The organism is Streptomyces sp. NPDC007991, assembly GCF_042958445.1.
Taxonomy (GTDB): domain Bacteria; phylum Actinomycetota; class Actinomycetes; order Streptomycetales; family Streptomycetaceae; genus Streptomyces.
On record NZ_JBIBJD010000017.1, the window covers coordinates 43,253 to 61,518 of the forward strand.

Here is an 18,266-nt window from a genome sequence, read left to right on the forward strand (position 1 = left end):
CCCGCTCCCGGTACGCATCCCGCCCGTACGCACTCCCTGGAGGCAGCAGTGGCCCGGCGCCCCCTCCCCCGCATTCTGAGCAACGGCAGCGCACAGCTCGCCCGGAGCCGGGAGCTGGCCCGGACGGCCGCCGACAGCGCCACCGACGTCCTCCACCCGCTGATCACGATCATGCGCGGTCTGCGCCGACTGGCAGCGGCCGGGCGGCGCAGATGGACGGAGACCCCCAAGGAGAGACGGGGGGCGCTGCTGTTCCTGGTCGCCTCCGTGCTCCTGGTCGTGGCGCTGCTGCCGTACGGACCGCTGTGCGCCGCCGTCACCCTGATGGCGACGGCGGCCTGGAAAGGCCGGGACCGCGCCCCGGCGGCATCCGACGGGCCTGACGAGTCGCAGACAGAACGCCTCAAGGCGCTCTACGAGGCCCTGGTGCCGTACTTCTCCGCCGCCGAGGACCCCGAGCCGCTGTACGCCCACGGCGGTGCGTGGGACAAGGCCTTCCCCACCTACGCGTTCGACGGCGCCGGCCGGATCTCGCACCTGGTGGTCCGCTACCCGGCGTACTTCACCGACGGCGAGGCCGAGGCCCGCACCCGGATCGAGCACCTGCTCGCCGCCAAGTCGGGCCGGGGCCGCGAATACCACTTCACGTGGGACGAGGAGGGCAATCAGTTGACGGTCAGCGTGCTCGTGCCGCTGCCCGTCGACATCGCCGCCCAGCGTTTCGTCACCACCCCCGGCGAGACGGTCCTCGGCTTCACCGACCCGACCGAGGTCCGGCGCACGCTCCCCCTCACCTACGGCACGCAGCAGCGGGACGTGCCCCCGGTCGTCTGGCGCACTGGCCTGCGTTCGACCGAGCCCCATCTGCTCGCCCTCGGCCAGCCCGGCAGCGGCACCTCGACCCTGCTGCGGTCCATCGCCCTCCAGGCCCTCCAGCACGGCGACGTGGTGATCGTCGACGGCGGCGGCACCGGCGAATACGCCTGCCTGACCGGCCGGGACGGCGTCCTGGCCGTCGAGTGCGGGCTCACCGGGGCGCTGGCCAGCCTGGAGTGGGCCGCGACCGAGACCGAGCGCCGCCTCATCGCCGCCAACCGCGCCCACCAGGCGGGGCACCCGCCGCCCGACGACACCAAGCGCCCCCTGTGGATCCTCCTGGACCGCCCGACGGCCTTCACCCACCTGGCCGCCGCCGACGACCGCGAGGATCCCCAGTCCCTCCTCCAGATCCCCCTGCGGCACGGCCGCCCGGCGAACGTGACGGTGGTGGTGGCCGACCAGCTTGACTGCGCCGACACCCTCACCGACGCCGTACGGCAGCACACCCGCGCGCGCGTGGTCCTCGGCCGGGCGACGGCCGCCCAGATCGAGTCCGTCCTGGGCGCGCCCCCGCACACCACGCCCGTCGACCAGGTCCCGCCGGGCCGCGGCTACGCCCGCCTGGGCACGGGCCCGGTCCACCGCCTCCAGGTACCGGCCACACCCAACCCCTACGACGACGCGACGTCCGACGCCCTCTGCCAGGCGGTGCTGGACCTCCTGCCGCCCCGCACGACACCGGCGGACGGGGAGACGGTGCCCGACCCGGATCCGTCGCAGGGGGAACCGGAGCTGATCGAACCGGAGCCGGCGGAAGCGGAGCCGGCGGAATCCGAGCCCGTACCGGCACTGACGGAACCGGGGGAACCGGCGGAACGAAAGCCGGTCCCCGTACTGACCAAATCCACGAAGACGCCCTAGCGGGGATCGGCCCTACGCCACGAACGTCCGCGGCGACTCGCCGGCCCCCACACCCCCGTCCTCCACGATCCGCGCCGCCGCAGCCAGCCGCACGGCCGCCTCCTCGGCCACCGCACCCCCCACGGTGAACGGCAACCGCACATACCCCTCGAACGCCCCGTCCACCCCGAACCGCGGCCCGGACGGCACCCGCACGCCCACGCGCTCCCCCGCCTCCGCGAGCCGCGATCCGGACAGACCGCCGGTCCGCACCCACAGCGTCAGGCCGCCCCGAGGCACCTCGAACTCCCAGGCGGGCAACTCCCGCCGCACCGCCGCTACGATCTCGTCCCGGTTCTCCCGTGCCTGCTCCCGCCGCACCTCCACGGCCTGCTCCCAGCCCCCCGTGCCGAACAGCCAGTTCACGGCCAGCTGCTCCAGCACCGGCGTACCGAGATCCGCGTACGCCCGCGCCGCGACCAGGCTGCGGATCACGTCCGGCGCGGCCCGCACCCACCCGATGCGCATCCCGGCCCAGAAGGCCTTGCTCGCCGACCCCACCGTGATCACCGTCGACCCGGCGGGATCGAAGGCGCACACCGCCCGCGGCATCCGCACGTCCGGGTCGAGCCACAGTTCGCTCATCGTCTCGTCGGCGATCAGCACGGTTCCCGCGGACCTGGCCGCGTCGACCAGCCGCCGCCGCTGGTCCTCGTCGGCGAGCGCACCGGTCGGGTTGTGGAAGTCGGCGACGACGTAGGCGATCCGGGGCGCGGCGTCCCGCAGGACCTGGCGCCAGCGGTCCATGTCCCAGCCCGCGAGCCCCTCGGCCATCGCGACGGGTACGAGCCGGGCCCCGGCCTCCCGCATCAGCTGAAGGATGTTGGCGTACGAGGGCGACTCGACGGCGATGCGCTCGCCCCGCCCGGCGAAGAGGTGGCAGATCGCGTCGATCGCGCCCATCGCCCCGGTCGTCACCATGATCTGCTCGGGCATGGTCGGGATCCCGCGCGCGGTGTAGCGCTCGGCGATCATGGACCGCAGCGCGGGCAGCCCGGCGGGATAGTCGCCGTGCGTGTGCGCGTAGGGCGGGAGTTCCTCCAGCGCGCCCTGCACGGCCCGGGTGAGCCACGGCTCCGGGGCCGGAAGCGCGGCACAGCCCAGGTCGATCATCGAGCCGAGGGCCTCCGGCGGCAGGGGTTCCAGCCCGCGCGCCGGCAGCGGGTTCCCGGCCGGCACGGCGGTCCAACTGCCCGCCCCGCGCCGGGACTCCAGGAACCCCTCGCTGCGCAGCGCCTCGTACGCGGCGGCGACCGTCGTACGGCTGACGGACAGGGAGAGCGCGAGTTCCCGCTCGGCGGGCAGCCGGGCGGCCACCGGGACCCGCCCTTCGAGCACCAGCAGGCGGATGCCGTCGGCGAGCGCGCGGTAGGCGGGCGGCCGGCGTGTGCCGGGCCCTGCCGGGCGGTCCTGCTGGGAGTTGAGCAGCCGCGCGAGCTGAGCCGCACCCACGGCCGAGGTCCACTGCGCCATGAGAATCAGTCCACCTTCCCCGGATTGGCCATGGATGGGCTCTCCATCCAAGCCACAGGGTGTCATGCATCAGTCCACTACCACCAGGGGGGCACTTCATGTCCACGCAGCGGCGGCTCGCCCGGCGTCTGACGCAGCTCTACGTCGGTCTCGCTCTGTACGGCGCGAGTTCGGCGCTGCTCGTCAGGTCGGGCCTCGGACTGGAGCCGTGGAACGTCCTGCACCAAGGCCTCGCCGAGCGGACCGGTCTGTCCATCGGCGTCGTGCTGACCCTCGTGGGCGCCGCGGTGCTGCTCGCGTGGATCCCGCTGCGGCAGCGGCCGGGCCTCGGCACGATCTCCAACGTGCTGGTCATCGGCATGGCGATGGACGCCACGCTGGCCCTGGTGCCCGACGCGCACGGCTGGGTGCTCCGGGTCGGCCTGCTGGCGGCGGGGATCGTCCTGAACGGCGCGGCGACCGGCCTGTACATCGCGGCGCGTTTCGGCCCGGGCCCGCGCGACGGCCTGATGACGGGGCTCCACCAGCTCACGGGCGTCTCGATCCGCCTGGTGCGCACGGGCATCGAGCTCACGGTCGTGGCGACCGGCTTCGCGCTGGGCGGCACCGTGGGGGTCGGCACCCTCCTGTACGCGGTGGCGATCGGCCCGCTCGCCCAGCTCTTCCTGCGCGTGTTCGCCGTTCCCGCGGCATCCGGCGGCAGCACGGTCGTTGCCACCGGTCAACCCCGAGGAGCGATACTGCGTCCGTGACCCCGCGGATACGCCATCCCTACCTCGACCATCCCGGCCCGATCGCCTTCGCCCACCGGGGCGGGGCCGCGGACGGCCTGGAGAACACCGTGCGGCAGTTCCGGCGGGCCGTCGAGACGGGCTACCGGTACATCGAGACCGATGTCCACGCCACCCGGGACGGCGCGGTCGTCGCCTTCCACGACGCGACCCTGGACCGGGTGACGGACGGCGCGGGGCGGATCGCCGACCTGCCCTGGCAGGAGGTGCGCCACGCGCGCGTGGCGGGCGGGGAACCGGTGCCGCTCTTCGAGGAACTGCTGGAGACGTTCCCGGACGTCCGCTGGAACGTCGACGTCAAGGCCGAGGCAGCCCTGCTGCCCTTCCTCGACCTGGTCGGCCGGACGAACTCCTGGGACCGGATCTGCCTCGGCTCGTTCTCCGAGGCCCGCGTGGTGCGCGCCCAGCGGCTGGCCGGCCCGCGCCTGGCCACCTCGTACGGCACCCGGGGTGTGCTCAATCTGCGGCTGCGGTCCTGGGGGCTGCCGGCCGCGGTGCGCCGCTCGGCGGTCGCCGCCCAGGTACCCGAGATCCAGTCCGGCATCCAGGTCGTGGACCACCGTTTCCTGCGCGCCGCCCACGCGCGCGGGCTCCAGGTGCACGTGTGGACCGTCAACGACCCGGAGAGCATGCACCGGCTTCTGGACCTCGGCGTGGATGGCATCATGACCGATCACATCGACACGTTGCGCAAGGTCATGGAGGACCGCGGCGTCTGGGTCTGAGACCCCGGGCCGGTCACCTCCGCGCGTTCACGGGGAGGCGAGGGCAGGGGTGGGCACCGACACCGCGCGTCCGGATGCGGCCGACGGCGCCGCGGGACTGAGACGCGAGCAGCGCGGCTGGTACTTCTACGACTGGGCGTGCTCCGTCTATTCGACGAGCGTGCTGACCGTGTTCCTGGGCCCCTATCTGACGTCGGTCGCCGAGTCGGCGGCCGATGCCGACGGGTACGTCCACCCGCTCGGGATCCCGGTGCGCGCCGGGTCCTTCTTCGCGTACTCGGTGTCGCTGTCGGTGATCGTGGCCGTGCTGGTGATGCCCCTGGTGGGGGCTGCCGCCGACCGCACCGGCCGCAAGAAGCCCCTCCTCGCCACCGCCGCCTACCTGGGTGCCACGGCCACGACGGCGATGTTCTTCCTGGACGGCGAGCGCTATCTGCTCGGCGGTGTGCTCCTGATCGTCGCGAACGCCGCGCAGTCCGTGGCGATGATGCTCTACAACTCCTATCTGCCGCAGATCGCCCCGCCCGCGCAGCGGGACGCGGTCTCCTCCCGCGGCTGGGCCTTCGGCTACGCGGCGGGCTCGCTGGTCCTCGTCGTCAACCTGGTCCTCTACACCGGGCACGACAGCTTCGGTGTCTCCGAGAGCACGGCGGTCCGCATCTGCCTGGCCTCGGCCGGCCTGTGGTGGGGCGCGTTCTCCCTCATCCCGCTGACCCGGCTGCGCGATCGCAGGACCGCCGCACGGGAAGCGGCCCTTCCCGGCTTCCGGCAGCTCGCGGCGACCGTCCGCGACATGCGCCGGCACCCGCTGACCCTCGCTTTCCTGCTCGCGTACCTCGTCTACAACGACGGCATCCAGACGGTGATCTCCCAGGCCTCGGTCTACGGCTCCGAGGAACTCGGCCTCGGGCAGTCCACCCTGATCGGCGCGGTGCTGCTGGTGCAGGTGCTGGCGGTGGCGGGCGCGCTGACGATGGGCCGGCTGGCCCGGACGTACGGGGCCAAGCGCACGATCCTCGGCTCGCTGGTGGCCTGGACGGTGACGCTGGGGGCCGGGTTCTTCCTGCCGGCCGGGGCACCGGCGTGGTTCTTCGCCCTGGCCGCCGGCATCGGCCTGGTCCTCGGCGGCAGTCAGGCCCTGTCCCGGTCCCTGTTCTCCCATCTCGTCCCGCCCGGCAAGGAGGCCGAATACTTCTCCGCGTACGAGATGAGCGACCGCGGAATGAGCTGGCTCGGGCCGCTGCTGTTCGGGCTCACCTACCAGCTGACCGGGAGTTACCGGGACGCGATCATCTCGCTGGTGGGCTTCTTCGTCATCGGGTTCGCCCTGCTCGCGCGGGTTCCGGTGCGGCGTGCGATCGAAGAAGCGGGGAATCCGGTTCCTGACAGGATTTAGCACTCGACGCGAAAGGGCTGTAGTGTACGCGTTTGGCCTGCCAGGCGTACCGTTACTGCGCGTCAAAGATGCCGAAACGCTGGGTTACATCTGCTAGCAGATGTGACAAACCGGGCGCTGGTGGGTACAACAAGGGCGGCTACGACGGCGACGCATGACCCGGAACGGGACTCGGAACGGGAATCTTTACCGCCGACCGGACGTTGACCGGATGACGACGACAGCGACACCTGTCCTGTGGGCGACAAGCCCGGGAGGCACGATTCATGAGTGAGCGAGCTCTTCGCGGCACGCGCCTCGTGGTGACCAGCTACGAGACGGACCGCGGCATCGACCTGGCCCCGCGCCAGGCCGTGGAGTACGCATGCGAGAAGGGGCACCGGTTTGAGATGCCCTTCTCGGTCGAGGCGGAGATCCCGCCGGAGTGGGAGTGCAAGGTCTGCGGGGCCCAGGCACTCCTCGTGGACGGCGATGGCCCTGAAGAGAAGAAGGCCAAGCCCGCGCGTACGCATTGGGACATGCTGATGGAGCGGCGCACCCGTGAGGAACTCGAAGAGGTCCTCGAGGAGCGCCTGGCGGTTCTGCGCTCCGGGGCGATGAACATCGCGATTCATCCCCGAGACAGCCGCAAGTCGGCGTAAGTCCCTCCGGGGCCTGGCCGAAAGTTACAGCGCGTCAAGTACCGCGGGCGCCGTACGTGAAGTACGGCGCCCGCGGTTTTTGTCATGGGGTCTTTCAGTGCGTCAGCGGCGGGCGCGGCTCCCGCGGTGCGTCGCTCCGGTCGTCCCTGATGACCTCGCCCTGGACGACCTTGCCGTCGGGGCGGTGCATACGGGCCTGCTGGAAGGCGCCGCCCAGAGTGCCCGGGTCGGCCTCGCGGAGCTTGCGCTCGAAGGTGCGCTCCGCCGTGCGGCTCACGGCCTTCTGTATCGGGGGCAGCAACAGGAGCAGCCCCACCGCGTCCGACACCAGGCCGGGGATCATCAGCAGCAGCCCGCCCAGCATCATCAGGCCGTTGCCCTCGCTGTTCGGCCGGGCCGCCGCGGGCATCACGCCGCTCTGCTGCTGTTGCAGCGCCTCGGAGAGCTTGCGGAAGGCCCGCCGGCCCGCCCGCTTGATGACGATCGAGCCGAGGACGAACCCCGCCACCAGGACGAGGAACACCACGAGCCCGCTCGACGCCCCCGCGACCACGATGAGCAGCCAGATCTCCAGGACGAGCCACGCGGCGAGCCCCAGCGGCAGGTACGTACGCAGCCGGGAGCGCCGGGGCCGGGCGGGGTTACCGGGGGTCTGAGCGCCAGTCGTCATGCCTCCAGTGTGCCTGGGCCCGGCTCAGCACGGGATAAGGCCCCGATCAGGTGTTTCTGTGAGCGGCAGGCGAGAAGAGGGCGCGGGGCATCCGCTACGGCTTCGACGGCTTGCCGCCGCGCCCCATGACCTTGCCGACCCGCTCCCCCACACCCCACGCCGTGACCCGCCACAGCGCCTCGACGAGGATGTCGCGGCTCATCTTGGAGTCGCCGAGTTCGCGCTCGACGAAGGTGATGGGCACCTCCACGACGTGGTAGCCGGCCTTGACCGCGCGGCGGGCGAGGTCGACCTGGAAGCAGTAGCCCTGGGAGGCGACCTCGTCGAGGCCGAGCCCCTCCAGCGTCTCCCGGCGGAAGGCGCGGTAGCCGCCGGTGATGTCGCGCAGCGGCAGGTCGAGCGCCAGCCGGGAGTAGAGGCTGCCGCCCCGGGAGATCACCTCGCGGGACTTCGGCCAGTTCACCACCCGGCCGCCGGGTACCCAGCGGGAGCCGAGCACCAGGTCGGCGCCCTTCAGGGCGGTGAGCAGACGGGGCAGTTCCTCGGGCTGGTGGGAGCCGTCGGCGTCCATCTCGACCAGCACGCCGTAGTCGTGCTCCAGGCCCCAGCGGAAACCCGCGAGGTAGGCGGCGCCCAGGCCCTCCTTGCCCTTGCGGTGCAGCACGTGGACGTGGTCGTCGTCGACGGTCAACTCGTCGGCCAGCTTGCCGGTGCCGTCCGGGCTGTTGTCGTCGGCCACGAGGACGTGCGCCCCGGGGACGGCCTCGCGCACCCGGCCGACGATGCTCTTGATGTTCTCCGCCTCGTTGTAGGTCGGGATGATCACCAAGGCCGTGCCGAGCGGGCCGAACTTCCTCCCCTGGGCTCCTGCCGCGAGGGTTCCGTCGCCGTCGTTCACTGATGCCCCTTCATGTCCGTACGCAGGGGTCCACCATAGTGGGCCCGGCCTGCACTGACGTGACAGGACGTTCGAATGGTGGTGTCGAATCCGCAAGACGTGGGTAAGAGTGTGCCTCCGGGTGTGAGCCTACGGCGGATGCGTACGGCGGATGGGGGCCCGGCGCCCTTCGGGCCGGCCTGGGATCCGCCGGCTGCGGATCGACCGAAAGCCGTTGTCTACTGAGCGCCCGGGCCCCACCCGGGGTCACACCTCCCCGACCCGCCGGAACGTTCCCTCGGCGCCGCGCCGGCCTGAGCCTGGCTCCCAGTGGCGGTGCCCCGGTGCGGCACACCGTCCCTGACCCGGCGGCACTACGGCGAGTGGGCTGACGTTCCCCGGTCGGGCGTCCGGTGGTGGACCCGGCCGAACCTACCGGCCTCCTGCGGCGACCTGTCAACAGTGGTTTGACCTGCGCATCGTCCGGTAAAGGCCTGGTCAACGCGGAGGATGCGCAGGTCGCGCCCCGGGGGCGCGGCGCACGATCGCGTGCGCGCCACCCCCGTAGATCACTCGCCCGGCCGTACGAACACCGTGTGTCCGCCCACCACGGTGCGCAGGCAGACGGGCAGGTCGCGGCCCGGGGTCAGGTCGGGCAGTCCCGGGGTGCCGGAGCGGGGATCGGTCGACCAGCGGGCGAGACGGTCGTCCGGGGCCTGGACCACGAGTTCGCCGGTGCGCCACACCGCGTAGTCGGCGGGTGCGCCCGGCGCCAGGACTCCCGCGTCGTCCCGTCCGACGGCCCGCCAGCCCCCGCGCGTGTGCGCCGTGAACGCGGCGCGCACGGAGACACGGTGCTCCGGCGTGCGGTGGAAGGCGGCGGCACGCACCGTGCCCCAGGGATCGAGGGGCGTGACGGGGCTGTCGGAGCCGAAGGCGAGCGGCACACCGGCGCGCAGGAGCGCCGCGAAGGGGTTCAGCGTACGGGCCCGCTCAGTCCCCAGCCGCTGCGCGTACATGCCGTCCTCGCCGCCCCACAGGGCGTCGAAGGCGGGCTGGACGGAGGCGGTGAGACCGAGCTCGGCGATGGCCGCTACGGTCTCGGGCGTGAGCATCTCGGCGTGCTCGATCCGGTGGCGGGCGGCCCGGACGCGGGCGAGGCCGAGCTTCTCGGCGGCGGCGCGCACCCCCTCGGCCACGGAGTCCACCGCGGCGTCGCCGATGGCGTGGAAGCCCGCCTGGAGGCCCGCCTCGGTACAGGCCACGACGTGGGCGGCGACGGCGGCGGCGTCCAGATAGGCCCGGCCGGTGTGGCCGGCGTCGGCGTACGGCTGGTGCACGCAGGCCGTGTGCGAGCCGATGGAGCCGTCGGCGAACAGGTCGCCCGCGGCGCCGGCGGCGCCCAGGTGCCGGGCCTTGGCGACGTCCGCCTCGGCCCAGTAGCCGACGACGCGCGGACCGGGCTCGTCGGCGGCGAGCCGCAGCAGACCGGTGAAGTCGTCCTCGGAGGAGATCTCCGGGCCGCCGCACTCGTGGAGCGTGCCGATGCCGAGCGATGCGGCGTGCGCGAGGGCGGCGCGCTGGGCGTCGGTGCGCTGCCGGGGCGTCACGGCCGCGAACGCGGCGGCGCGGACGGCGTGGTGGGCGTCGGCCGTGAGCGGTCCGTCCGCGCGCGGGACGCCCGGGACCATGTCGAGCAGGGCGGTGGTGGCGACCGCCGAATGGACGTCGATCCGGCTGAGGTAGAGGGGCCGGTGGCCGGTGGCCTCGTCGAGTTCGGCACGCGTCGGGGGACGTCCGCCGGGCCAGCGGGCGGTGTCCCAGCCGTGCCCGAGCAGCACACGGTCGTGCGGGCGGGCGGCGGCGAAGTCCCGTACGAGGGCCAGTGCGGCCTCCAGGGAGGGGGCGGCGGACAGGTCGAGGCCGGTGAGCGCGAGGCCGGTGGCGGTGGTGTGCACATGGGCGTCCGTGAACGCCGGGGTGACCAGGGCCCCGTCCAGGTCGATCACCTCGTCGACCCCGTCGGCGAAGGCGTCGGCGGCACCCTCCGAACCGACCCAGGCGACCTGTCCCCGCTCCACGACCATCGCGGTCGCGAACGGATCGGCGGGGCTGTGAACCTCTCCGCGACGGAGCAGGACGGTCTTCGGCGGGGCACTGGACTCACTCATGAGGACCAGTCTCGCGCCTCGCTCCGGCCGCTTCCGAACAGGGGTGACCCACAGCGGCCGGACAGGGAGCCCCGGCGATCAGATCCGTGGCGGGCGGGCCTCGTACGGCGTGGACAGCACCACCGTCGTCCGTGTGGACACGCCCGCCAACGAGCGCACCCGCGCGAGCAGTTCCTCCAGTTCGTGCGGCGTGGCGACCCGCACCTTGAGGATGTAGTTCTCATCGCCCGCGACGCTGTGGCACGCCTCGATCTCGGGCACGTCCGCGAGGCGGTCGGCGATGTCGTCGGGCGCGCTGGGGTCGAAGGGCTTGACGGAGATGAACGCGGTCATGGGCAGACCGACGGCCTCCGGGTCGACGACCGCGGCATAGCCGCGGATGACGCCACGCTGTTCCAGCCGGCGCACCCGCTGGTGCACGGCCGACGTGGACAGGCCCGTGGCCTTGCCCAGGTCGGTGTAGCTCATCCGCCCGTCCTTGACGAGCAGCTGCACGATCTGTCGGTCCAGCTCCTCCATGGCGCAAGAACCTACAGTGCGGTTGATCTCCTCCGATACCTGAGCGGCTCGGGCCATGCCCGGTTCGTGATCTCTCCGGCGGGGGACGGTCAGCCGTACGGGGGGACAAACCCGCCGCAGCGGGCACCTGCGTGCGGCATGTGACGAACGCCACAGGGCTCGAACAGTCTCCGTAATGTTCTCGTGATTACCGCCGAGGGCGGACGGGAAGTGCTTGCTGTGGTCGAGGCCGCAGTGCCTGTTACGGCCCAGCCCGAGGGGGAGTACCCAATGCAGAGTCTTAAGCGCCCAGGTCGCACCGCACCCAAGCGGCAGCAGCTCGTCGTCGAGCCCGAGCCGGAGGGCGTCGAACCCGACACCTTCGACGACGAACTCGACGCCTACGACACGTTCGAGATGTACCGGGTCGTCTGCCCGGACTGCGCACAACCAATCGCCCTCCTGGCGGACGAGGAGGTCCTGCCGGAGCACGCGCTGTGCGCCTCGCCGTGGAACCCGTTCGGACTCACGGTCTGTGCCGGAACCGGCCGCAGGGCCGCTGACGCCCGCTCCGCGGACGAGTCCGTCGACCCTCAGGAGCAGGACACCGCCCTGCTGTTGACGCTCCCTCAGGGGCTCGACTGGCGGACCCAGCCCTTCTCGCATGTCGGCGGCCCGGGCTCACGCCCCATCAGGGTCCCCGTCATGCGCCGCCAAGCGGCCTGAGCGCGGCCCTCTTCGCGCGCTCGCTCCACCCCAGTGACTGCCCCGCACCACGGCTCGCAGTCCGCCGTGGTGCGGGATCAGTGCGTCAAGAATTTGTTGAACTCGCCTGAACGCACGCCCGATTCCGCCCCGGGGTGACCTGTCCGGGCCCTTGCGCGTTGCCCTCGTATGACCCCCATCTCCTCAGCGACCGGGCGTCAACGCCTCCTGCACGTCCCGCCACCCGCAGAATCGGTTCGGCCCGTCGCGCCGCGCTATCAGGACCCGCCGATCTACCGTGACCTGATGCGGGCCTGGGCCGAGCGCGGCCGCACCCTCCCGGGCCGGCACGACCCGGAGTGGATGCGGCTCGCGGCGCCCTGGCGGGGCCTGGACCAGTTCAGCGTCCCCCTGGACCCACGAGATGGCGGGCGATGACCATCCGCTGGATCTGGTTGGTGCCCTCGACGATCTGGAGCACCTTCGCCTCGCGCATGTAGCGCTCCGCCGGGAAGTCCGCGGTGTAGCCGTAGCCGCCGAGGATCTGCACGGCGTCGGTGGTGACCCGCATCGCCGTGTCCGTGCAGTGCAGCTTGGCCATGGCCGCCTGCGCGGCGAACGGCCGGCCCGCGTCCCGCAGGCGCGCCGCCGCCAGGTAGAGCGCCCGGCCCGCCTCGATCTGCGTCGCCATGTCGGCGAGCATGAAGCGCAGCCCCTGGAAGTCGGCGATCGGTTTGCCGAACTGGCGCCTCTCGGTCGCGTACGCCAGCGCCTCGTCGAGCGCCGCCTGTGCCACGCCGATCGCGCACGCCGCGATGCCGAGCCGCCCCGAGTCGAGCGCGGACAGGGCGATCGCAAGACCCTGCCCCTCCTCGCCGATGCGCCGGTCGTCGGTGACCCGTACTCCGTCGAAGTGGACCTGGGCGGTGGGCGAGCCCTTCAGGCCCATCTTCTTCTCGGGCGGCGCGGCGCTCAGCCCCGGCGCGTCGCCGGGGACCAGGAACGCGGTGATCCCGCGCGGGCCCTCCTCGCCGGTGCGCGCCATGACCGTGTAGAAGTCGGCGATCCCGCCGTGCGTGATCCAGGCCTTGGTGCCGGTGATCACCCAGGCGTCACCGTCGCGCACCGCCCTGGTGCGCAGGGCGGCCGCGTCCGAGCCGGAGTGCGGTTCGGAGAGGCAGTAGGCGCCGAGCATGCCGCCGCCGAGCATCGCCGGCAGGTGCTCGACCTGCTGCTCCTTGGTGCCGGAGGCGGCGAGCGCGTAGGAGGCCAGGGAGTGCACGCTGACGCCGAGGCCGACCGTGAGCCGGACCGCGGCGAGCTCTTCCAGGACCTGGAGGTAGACCTCGTAGGGCTGGTCGCCGCCCCCGTACTCGGAGTCGTACGGCAGGCCGAGCAGGCCGGAGCGCGAAAGCAGGGTGAACAGCTCGCGCGGGAAGCGGCCGGCGTCCTCCTCCTCGGCCGCCTTCGGGACGATCTCCTGCTGCGCGATGTCGCGGACGAGCGAGATCAGGTCCCGGGCCTCCTCCGTGGGCAGTTGCCGGTCCACCGGCTGCGGGGCGCGGTCGGGCATGGCGACGCTCTCCTCCCTGTCGGGCACTGGCGGACGGGCCCGTGGGTGAGGGCGGTGCCGCCGGGTCGTTCTGGTGCCTGGCCGATGCTTGCAGTCCCGGGTCTCGGAAGCTGCTGACCAGCGGCTCTGCGCTGTGAGTATGCCCGATCGGAGGCATCACGTCACCAGTTAACGACCGCTTACTTCAAGAAATACCCGAGCGCGCCCCGAGGGGTGAAATTGGTCCGAACCATTGACCGGACTGGTCTAGTCCTCTTACTGTTTCGCTCCACAGATTCACCGCGTTCATGCCAATCGGCACGCGTCCCCTCCCCCCGAGGAGTCATCGGATGCACACACCCCACCGCTCCCGTTTCCGGGCCATCGTGTCCGCGGCCTGCTGCGCCCTCCTCGGCGCCGGTCTGCTGGCCGGCGCGGGTTCCTCCGCCACCGCGGCGACCTCGGCTCAGGAGGCCGCCGCCGGCACCAAGGCCGCCGCCGGCACCAAGGCGGCCGGCTCCAGGGTCATCGGGTACTTCACCGAATGGGGCACCTACGACCGCAAGTACTACGTCAAGAACATCGAGACGTCCGGCTCGGCGGCCCGGCTCACGCACATCAACTACGCCTTCGGCAACGTCACCGGCGGCAGGTGCGCGATGGGCGACGCCTACGCCGCCACCGACCGGGCCTACACCGCCGCCGAGTCCGTCGACGGCAAGGCCGACACCTGGGACCAGCCCCTGCGCGGCACCTTCAACCAGCTGCGCGAGCTGAAGCGGAAGCACCCCGGCCTCAAGGTGCTGTGGTCCTTCGGCGGCTGGACCTGGTCGGGCGGCTTCGGCGAGGCCGCGAAGAACCCGGCCGCCTTCGCCCGGTCCTGCTACGACCTGGTCGAGAACTCCCGGTGGGCCGACGTCTTCGACGGCATCGACATCGACTGGGAGTACCCGAACTCCTGCGGCGCCACCTGCGACACCAGCGGCCAGGCGGCCTTCAGGAACCTGATGCGGGCGCTGCGCACCACGTTCGGCCCGAAGAACCTGGTCACCGCGGCGATCACCGCCGACGCCACCCCGGGCGGCAAGATCGACGCGGCGGACTACGCGGGCGCCGCCCCGTACGTCGACTGGTACAACCCGATGACGTACGACTACTTCGGCGCCTGGGACGCCGCCGGACCGACGGCCCCGCACTCCCCGCTGACCTCGTACTCCGGCATACCGAAGGCGGACAACCACAGCTCGGCGACCATCGCGAAGCTCAAGGGCCTCGGCATCCCCGCCTCGAAGCTGCTGCTCGGCATCGGCTTCTACGGCCGCGGCTGGACCGGCGTCACCCAGGCCGCCCCCGGCGGCGCCGCGACCGGCCCGGCGGCGGGCACGTACGAGCAGGGCATCGACGACTACAAGGTGCTCAAGACCAAGTGCCCGGCGACGGGGACGGTGGCCGGCACGGCGTACGCCAAGTGCGGGAGCGACTGGTGGAGTTACGACACCCCGGCGACCATCGCGACCAAGATGACCTACAAGAACCAGCAGGGACTGGGCGGCACGTTCTTCTGGGAGCTGAGCGGCGACACGGCGAACGGCGAGCTGATCAAGGCCATCAAGTAGGCCTGGCGGCGGGGGCGGAGGGACCGTGACGGATCCCTCCGCCCCCGCTCATGCGCCCTGGCGGACGGCCTGCGGAACCGGGTAGGCGGGGTCGAGGTCCTCGATCGCGCGCAGGGCGCCGCCGAGCCCCCTCACCAGCAGCTCGCACATGGTCTCGCGGGGCAGTTCGGGGCGGTCGATCCATTCGAGGGTGGTGCCCTCGACACCGCACACCCAGGCGAGCAGGCCCATACGCGCCAGCGGAGTGATGTCGGCGCGGCCGTACGCCCCCTCGGCGATGGTGGCGACGATGGCCTCGCGCACGCCGTCACGGATGGCGTGCACCTCGGTGTCGAAGCCGACGCCGCCGCTGACGATGGTGCGGTACGCGGCCTGATTGTGCTCGGCGTATCGCAGATAGCGGTCGATGGTGCGCTGAACGCGGTCGACCGGGGGCAGTTCGTGTCCGCTCGCCGCAAGGGTGACCAGGTCGGCGACCGAGTCCTGGATGATGGCCAGGTAGTAGCCGCGCTTGGACTGGAAGTAGTAGTAGATCAGCCCCTTGGCGACGTGCGCCTGCCGGGCGATGTCGTCCATCGACAGGGCGTCGTAGGACGTGTCGGCGAACAACCTCCGCCCGATCGCGATGAGTTCGGCACGGCGCGCCAGCGAGCGCTCGGTACCGCGGGCTCTGGGACGCGTGGCAGGCTGTTGACTGATATTCAATTTCGACCCTGGTTCCAACGGGCGGCGGCGGGACATCCGCAGTATGGCAGGCCGGAGAGCAGGGGCGTGGGTCAGGTCACAGCACGCCGCGCCGGGTCACAGCGGCCCGCGTCGGCTCACAGCAATCCGAGCTGGGTCACGAGCATCGCGACGACCACGACGAGGGTCCAGCCCGCCACCTGCTCGATGATCTTCGGGCCGTCGTCCTGGGGACCACCGGTGCGGACGCCGGCTGCGGTGACTGAGTGCGCGGTCATGGGTTCTCGCTGATTCGTGATGCGGACGGACTTCCCCCACGGGTCAGTCCACTTTGAGGGACATCCACTTTGCCATCGGGAGCGGCTTTCGCGGCCGAGAGCTTGGTCACAGGCGCACGCCCACGGCGGTCAGCGCCTTGCGCTGGGCCTCGGTCGGGCGGGCCGGGAAGTACAGGTAGCAGACGCCGCCGGTGCCGGAGACGACCTTGCCGGAGGCGTTGTACCGCTTGGTCCGCAGCCAGATGTTCTCCCATTCGCGCCGCCGGTAGACGCGTCGCACGGCCTCGTTGGTCTCCGAGAAGGGATCGTTGGCGATCACGTCGCCCCCGGCGGTGAAGCCGATGACGGTCATCAGGTGCCCGGCGGTGCCGTACCCGGCGCCCGTCAGCTCCTCCTTCAGGAAGGACTGGGAGGTGATGACCGGGATGCCCGCCGCGATGAGCCTCTCCAGGTCGGTGAGCGAGCCGAGCCGGGTGACCACGGCCTGGAGGTCCTTGAACGTGGCCGCGTAGGCGGCGTTGAAGGGCCAGTTGCCGCAGCCGGCGTACTGGTGGTCGTAGGTGAAGCGGGCCGCGTGGCACACCTGGGGATCGGCGTACGACGGATCCACCCAGGCCAGCTGCTCGGGGGTGAGCCGGCCACCCCAGTACTCGATGACCATCTGGGAGGAGGTCGGGCTGCACCAGGCCTCGCCGCCGTTGTCGTACTCGGGGTACTGGCCCTTGTGGATCTCCTGCGAGTACCGCGGGACGGCCAGCTCCCCGGCGAAGCCGGGCACGGACGCCGGGACGGTGAAGCGGTCGGGTACGTCGGAGCCCATCGCACCGAGCCGCCACACGGTGGGCGTGGCCTTGGTGCCGGGCTTGCGGAAGAGGGTGAGGCGCAGCCGGTACGAGGCGAGGCGCAGGCCCGTCGACGGATCGTCGATCGCCAGGGTGTCGGTCCAGACGGTGCTCTTGCCGTCGCTCTGGTCGTCGACCGAGGTGCGCCGGATGTCCTGGTCGCCGGCCGCCCAGCGGCCCATCACGTACCAGGGAGTGCCGGTGCCGTCGGTGTAGGTGGCCTTGATCTCCGCCTGGAGCCAGGTGCCGGCCGGGGTGTGCGCGTTCCAGGAGACGATCGCCTCCGTCGCGGGGACGGCGAGCCGGTGGGCCGGGGACGTCCAGGTGCCGTACTCCCAGCGGGCGGTGGTGCCGGTGTGCGGGTCCGTGTAGCCGGTGGTTCCGGCGGGCTTCGCGATCACCACGCCCGGGCGGGCGCCCGCGACGGCGCGGGTGCCATGGGCGGTGCCGCCGCGCCAGTCGCCGTACGAGGTCCAGGCCCGGTTGTCCACGGCCCGGGCCGGGACCGCGCGGGCGGGCTCCGCGGTGTCGGTCGTCATGGGCTCCTCGGTGTCGGCGGCCGCCGGGCCCGCGCCTGCCGTGACGGCGGCGGCGACCGCGGCGGCCAGGACGGCTCTGCGGGACGGCTGTTCGGCTCTGTGCATGGCGGGGACCCCCGGAAGTCGGAGTCGGACAGGGGCGAGGCAGGTCCGTTGCACGGTCGGTCGCACACGCGTGGACGCCCCATGGGGGCAGCACACATGTATGCGCCACATAGGAGCACAGCCCGCCGGGTCCCGCCAGCACTTCGGCCCGCGCCACGCCCACCAATATTGGCGTCGACCACTGGCAGGCGCCGCCGGACAGCGTCGTTAGAGTGCTGGACGAGATGAATCCGCCCTTCCGCCCCGCACCGGGACCCGCCGTCCGCGACCTGGCCTCCCGGATCCGCCGCCTTCCACCCTCCTGCGGCCCGGTCCGTCTCGTCGGCGTCGACGGGCACGCCGGCTCCGGAAAGACCACGTTCGCCGGGCAGTTGGCCGCGGCGCTGGGCAGCGCGCCGGTGCTGCGCCTCGACGACATCGCCACCCACGACGAACTGTTCGACTGGACCGGACGCCTGCTGGACCAGGTGATCGAGCCCCTGGCCCAGGGCCGGACCGCGCACTGCGCCCCCTACGACTGGCGAGCCCGCCGCTTCGGTACGCCGCGCCCCCTGCCGCCCGCCCCGGTCGTCCTCGTGGAGGGCGTCGGCGCGGGGCGCCGGGCGCTGCGGCCCCGGCTGGCCCTGCTGCTGTGGATGGAGTTGCCCCCTGAGGAGGCCTGGGCCCGGGGACGATCCCGGGACGGTGAGGAACAGCGGGAGTTCTGGGACACATGGGTACCGGCGGAACGCCGGCATTTCGCCGACGATCCCTCACGGCCGTTCGCCGACCTTCTGGTACTCCAGCGAGGGAAGGGGTATGAGGTGACTGCGGGACCTGCTGTGACTATTGGACCGGACCAGCCGCTCACGCACGGTGACGAACCGCCCGCAGTGTGCTGAACTTGTGAAGGGCCTTGCGGAACAAGTTGCCGGAGTGCTTCAA

17 protein-coding genes are annotated in these 18,266 nt (G+C 72.0%); 8 read left to right on the forward strand and 9 right to left on the reverse strand.

Annotated elements, in window-relative coordinates:
- Positions 1-48 precede the first annotated feature (48 nt).
- Positions 49-1,740, forward strand: coding sequence for a hypothetical protein (locus ACFZDA_RS36340; protein ID WP_391089907.1), 1,692 nt, complete (start codon positions 49-51; stop codon positions 1,738-1,740).
- A gap of 12 nt (positions 1,741-1,752) precedes the next feature.
- Here ACFZDA_RS36340 and ACFZDA_RS36345 read toward each other — a convergent pair whose 3' ends face one another.
- Positions 1,753-3,252 (reverse strand): aminotransferase class I/II-fold pyridoxal phosphate-dependent enzyme, encoded by a 1,500-nt coding sequence (locus tag ACFZDA_RS36345; RefSeq protein ID WP_391089909.1) that lies wholly within the window; start codon positions 3,250-3,252, stop codon positions 1,753-1,755.
- Positions 3,253-3,350: 98 nt separating this feature from the next.
- Between ACFZDA_RS36345 and ACFZDA_RS36350 the strand changes: the two genes are divergently transcribed.
- The 4 genes from ACFZDA_RS36350 to ACFZDA_RS36365 all read left to right on the forward strand — a co-directional run bounded on the left by ACFZDA_RS36350 (position 3,351) and on the right by ACFZDA_RS36365 (position 6,805).
- Positions 3,351-4,004, forward strand: coding sequence for a YitT family protein (locus tag ACFZDA_RS36350; RefSeq protein ID WP_391089911.1), 654 nt, complete (start codon positions 3,351-3,353; stop codon positions 4,002-4,004).
- A complete protein-coding gene (locus ACFZDA_RS36355; protein WP_391089913.1) occupies positions 4,001-4,768 on the forward strand; it encodes a glycerophosphodiester phosphodiesterase family protein in 768 nt (255 codons plus the stop codon). The genes ACFZDA_RS36350 and ACFZDA_RS36355 overlap by 4 nt, the downstream gene beginning before the upstream one ends.
- Before the next feature lie 49 nt (positions 4,769-4,817).
- Positions 4,818-6,164, forward strand: coding sequence for an MFS transporter (locus ACFZDA_RS36360; protein ID WP_391089915.1), 1,347 nt, complete (start codon positions 4,818-4,820; stop codon positions 6,162-6,164).
- Between the two features lie 266 nt (positions 6,165-6,430).
- Positions 6,431-6,805 carry an RNA polymerase-binding protein RbpA gene (locus tag ACFZDA_RS36365; protein WP_010046329.1) on the forward strand — a complete coding sequence of 125 codons (375 nt, stop codon included), beginning with the start codon at positions 6,431-6,433 and terminating at the stop codon, positions 6,803-6,805.
- 94 nt (positions 6,806-6,899) lie between these two features.
- On the opposite strand, the gene fxsA is transcribed toward ACFZDA_RS36365, so the two are convergent.
- The 4 genes from fxsA to ACFZDA_RS36385 form a co-directional block, all read right to left on the reverse strand.
- A complete protein-coding gene (gene fxsA / locus ACFZDA_RS36370; protein ID WP_391089917.1) occupies positions 6,900-7,475 on the reverse strand; it encodes an FxsA family membrane protein in 576 nt (191 codons plus the stop codon).
- Positions 7,476-7,569: 94 nt separating this feature from the next.
- Complete coding sequence (locus ACFZDA_RS36375; RefSeq protein WP_391089919.1) at positions 7,570-8,373, reverse strand: glycosyltransferase; 804 nt, start codon at positions 8,371-8,373, stop codon at positions 7,570-7,572.
- 548 nt (positions 8,374-8,921) lie between these two features.
- The gene (locus ACFZDA_RS36380) at positions 8,922-10,523 is read right to left on the reverse strand and encodes an amidohydrolase family protein (RefSeq protein WP_391089921.1); all 1,602 of its coding nucleotides are present in this window, start codon (positions 10,521-10,523) and stop codon (positions 8,922-8,924) included.
- Between the two features lie 78 nt (positions 10,524-10,601).
- Positions 10,602-11,042 carry an Lrp/AsnC family transcriptional regulator gene (locus ACFZDA_RS36385; protein ID WP_010046337.1) on the reverse strand — a complete coding sequence of 147 codons (441 nt, stop codon included), beginning with the start codon at positions 11,040-11,042 and terminating at the stop codon, positions 10,602-10,604.
- A 270-nt stretch (positions 11,043-11,312) separates the two neighbouring features.
- Between ACFZDA_RS36385 and ACFZDA_RS36390 the strand changes: the two genes are divergently transcribed.
- Positions 11,313-11,747, forward strand: a complete 435-nt coding sequence (locus tag ACFZDA_RS36390) for a hypothetical protein (protein ID WP_391089924.1) — start codon at positions 11,313-11,315, stop codon at positions 11,745-11,747.
- A 379-nt stretch (positions 11,748-12,126) separates the two neighbouring features.
- Here ACFZDA_RS36390 and ACFZDA_RS36395 read toward each other — a convergent pair whose 3' ends face one another.
- On the reverse strand, positions 12,127-13,299 hold the full coding sequence (locus ACFZDA_RS36395; protein ID WP_391089926.1) for an acyl-CoA dehydrogenase family protein: 1,173 nt from the start codon (positions 13,297-13,299) through the stop codon (positions 12,127-12,129).
- A gap of 329 nt (positions 13,300-13,628) precedes the next feature.
- On the opposite strand from ACFZDA_RS36395, the gene ACFZDA_RS36400 reads away from it, so the two are divergent.
- Positions 13,629-14,894 carry a glycosyl hydrolase family 18 protein gene (locus ACFZDA_RS36400; protein ID WP_391089929.1) on the forward strand — a complete coding sequence of 422 codons (1,266 nt, stop codon included), beginning with the start codon at positions 13,629-13,631 and terminating at the stop codon, positions 14,892-14,894.
- A gap of 48 nt (positions 14,895-14,942) precedes the next feature.
- On the opposite strand, the gene ACFZDA_RS36405 is transcribed toward ACFZDA_RS36400, so the two are convergent.
- The 3 genes from ACFZDA_RS36405 to ACFZDA_RS36415 form a co-directional block, all read right to left on the reverse strand.
- A complete protein-coding gene (locus ACFZDA_RS36405) occupies positions 14,943-15,599 on the reverse strand; it encodes a TetR family transcriptional regulator (RefSeq protein WP_391089931.1) in 657 nt (218 codons plus the stop codon).
- Between the two features lie 116 nt (positions 15,600-15,715).
- Positions 15,716-15,856, reverse strand: a complete 141-nt coding sequence (locus ACFZDA_RS36410) for an SCO1431 family membrane protein (protein ID WP_391089933.1) — start codon at positions 15,854-15,856, stop codon at positions 15,716-15,718.
- 106 nt (positions 15,857-15,962) lie between these two features.
- The gene (locus ACFZDA_RS36415) at positions 15,963-17,342 is read right to left on the reverse strand and encodes a C39 family peptidase (protein ID WP_391089935.1); all 1,380 of its coding nucleotides are present in this window, start codon (positions 17,340-17,342) and stop codon (positions 15,963-15,965) included.
- A 224-nt stretch (positions 17,343-17,566) separates the two neighbouring features.
- On the opposite strand from ACFZDA_RS36415, the gene ACFZDA_RS36420 reads away from it, so the two are divergent.
- Positions 17,567-18,223: a uridine kinase gene (locus ACFZDA_RS36420; protein WP_391090059.1), complete on the forward strand. Its 657-nt coding sequence runs from the start codon at positions 17,567-17,569 to the stop codon at positions 18,221-18,223.
- Positions 18,224-18,266: the final 43 nt, after the last annotated feature.

Coding starts and splice junctions, on each gene's coding strand:
- ACFZDA_RS36345 (WP_391089909.1), bottom strand. CDS start 3,252: ATGGCGCAGTGGACCTCGGCCGTGGGTGCGGCTCAGCTCGCGCGGCTG.
- ACFZDA_RS36350 (WP_391089911.1), top strand. CDS start 3,351: ATGTCCACGCAGCGGCGGCTCGCCCGGCGTCTGACGCAGCTCTACGTC.
- ACFZDA_RS36365 (WP_010046329.1), top strand. CDS start 6,431: ATGAGTGAGCGAGCTCTTCGCGGCACGCGCCTCGTGGTGACCAGCTAC.
- fxsA (WP_391089917.1), bottom strand. CDS start 7,475: ATGACGACTGGCGCTCAGACCCCCGGTAACCCCGCCCGGCCCCGGCGC.
- ACFZDA_RS36380 (WP_391089921.1), bottom strand. CDS start 10,523: ATGAGTGAGTCCAGTGCCCCGCCGAAGACCGTCCTGCTCCGTCGCGGA.
- ACFZDA_RS36385 (WP_010046337.1), bottom strand. CDS start 11,042: ATGGAGGAGCTGGACCGACAGATCGTGCAGCTGCTCGTCAAGGACGGG.
- ACFZDA_RS36390 (WP_391089924.1), top strand. CDS start 11,313: ATGCAGAGTCTTAAGCGCCCAGGTCGCACCGCACCCAAGCGGCAGCAG.
- ACFZDA_RS36395 (WP_391089926.1), bottom strand. CDS start 13,299: ATGCCCGACCGCGCCCCGCAGCCGGTGGACCGGCAACTGCCCACGGAG.
- ACFZDA_RS36400 (WP_391089929.1), top strand. CDS start 13,629: ATGCACACACCCCACCGCTCCCGTTTCCGGGCCATCGTGTCCGCGGCC.
- ACFZDA_RS36410 (WP_391089933.1), bottom strand. CDS start 15,856: ATGACCGCGCACTCAGTCACCGCAGCCGGCGTCCGCACCGGTGGTCCC.
- ACFZDA_RS36415 (WP_391089935.1), bottom strand. CDS start 17,342: ATGCACAGAGCCGAACAGCCGTCCCGCAGAGCCGTCCTGGCCGCCGCG.
- ACFZDA_RS36420 (WP_391090059.1), top strand. CDS start 17,567: ATGAATCCGCCCTTCCGCCCCGCACCGGGACCCGCCGTCCGCGACCTG.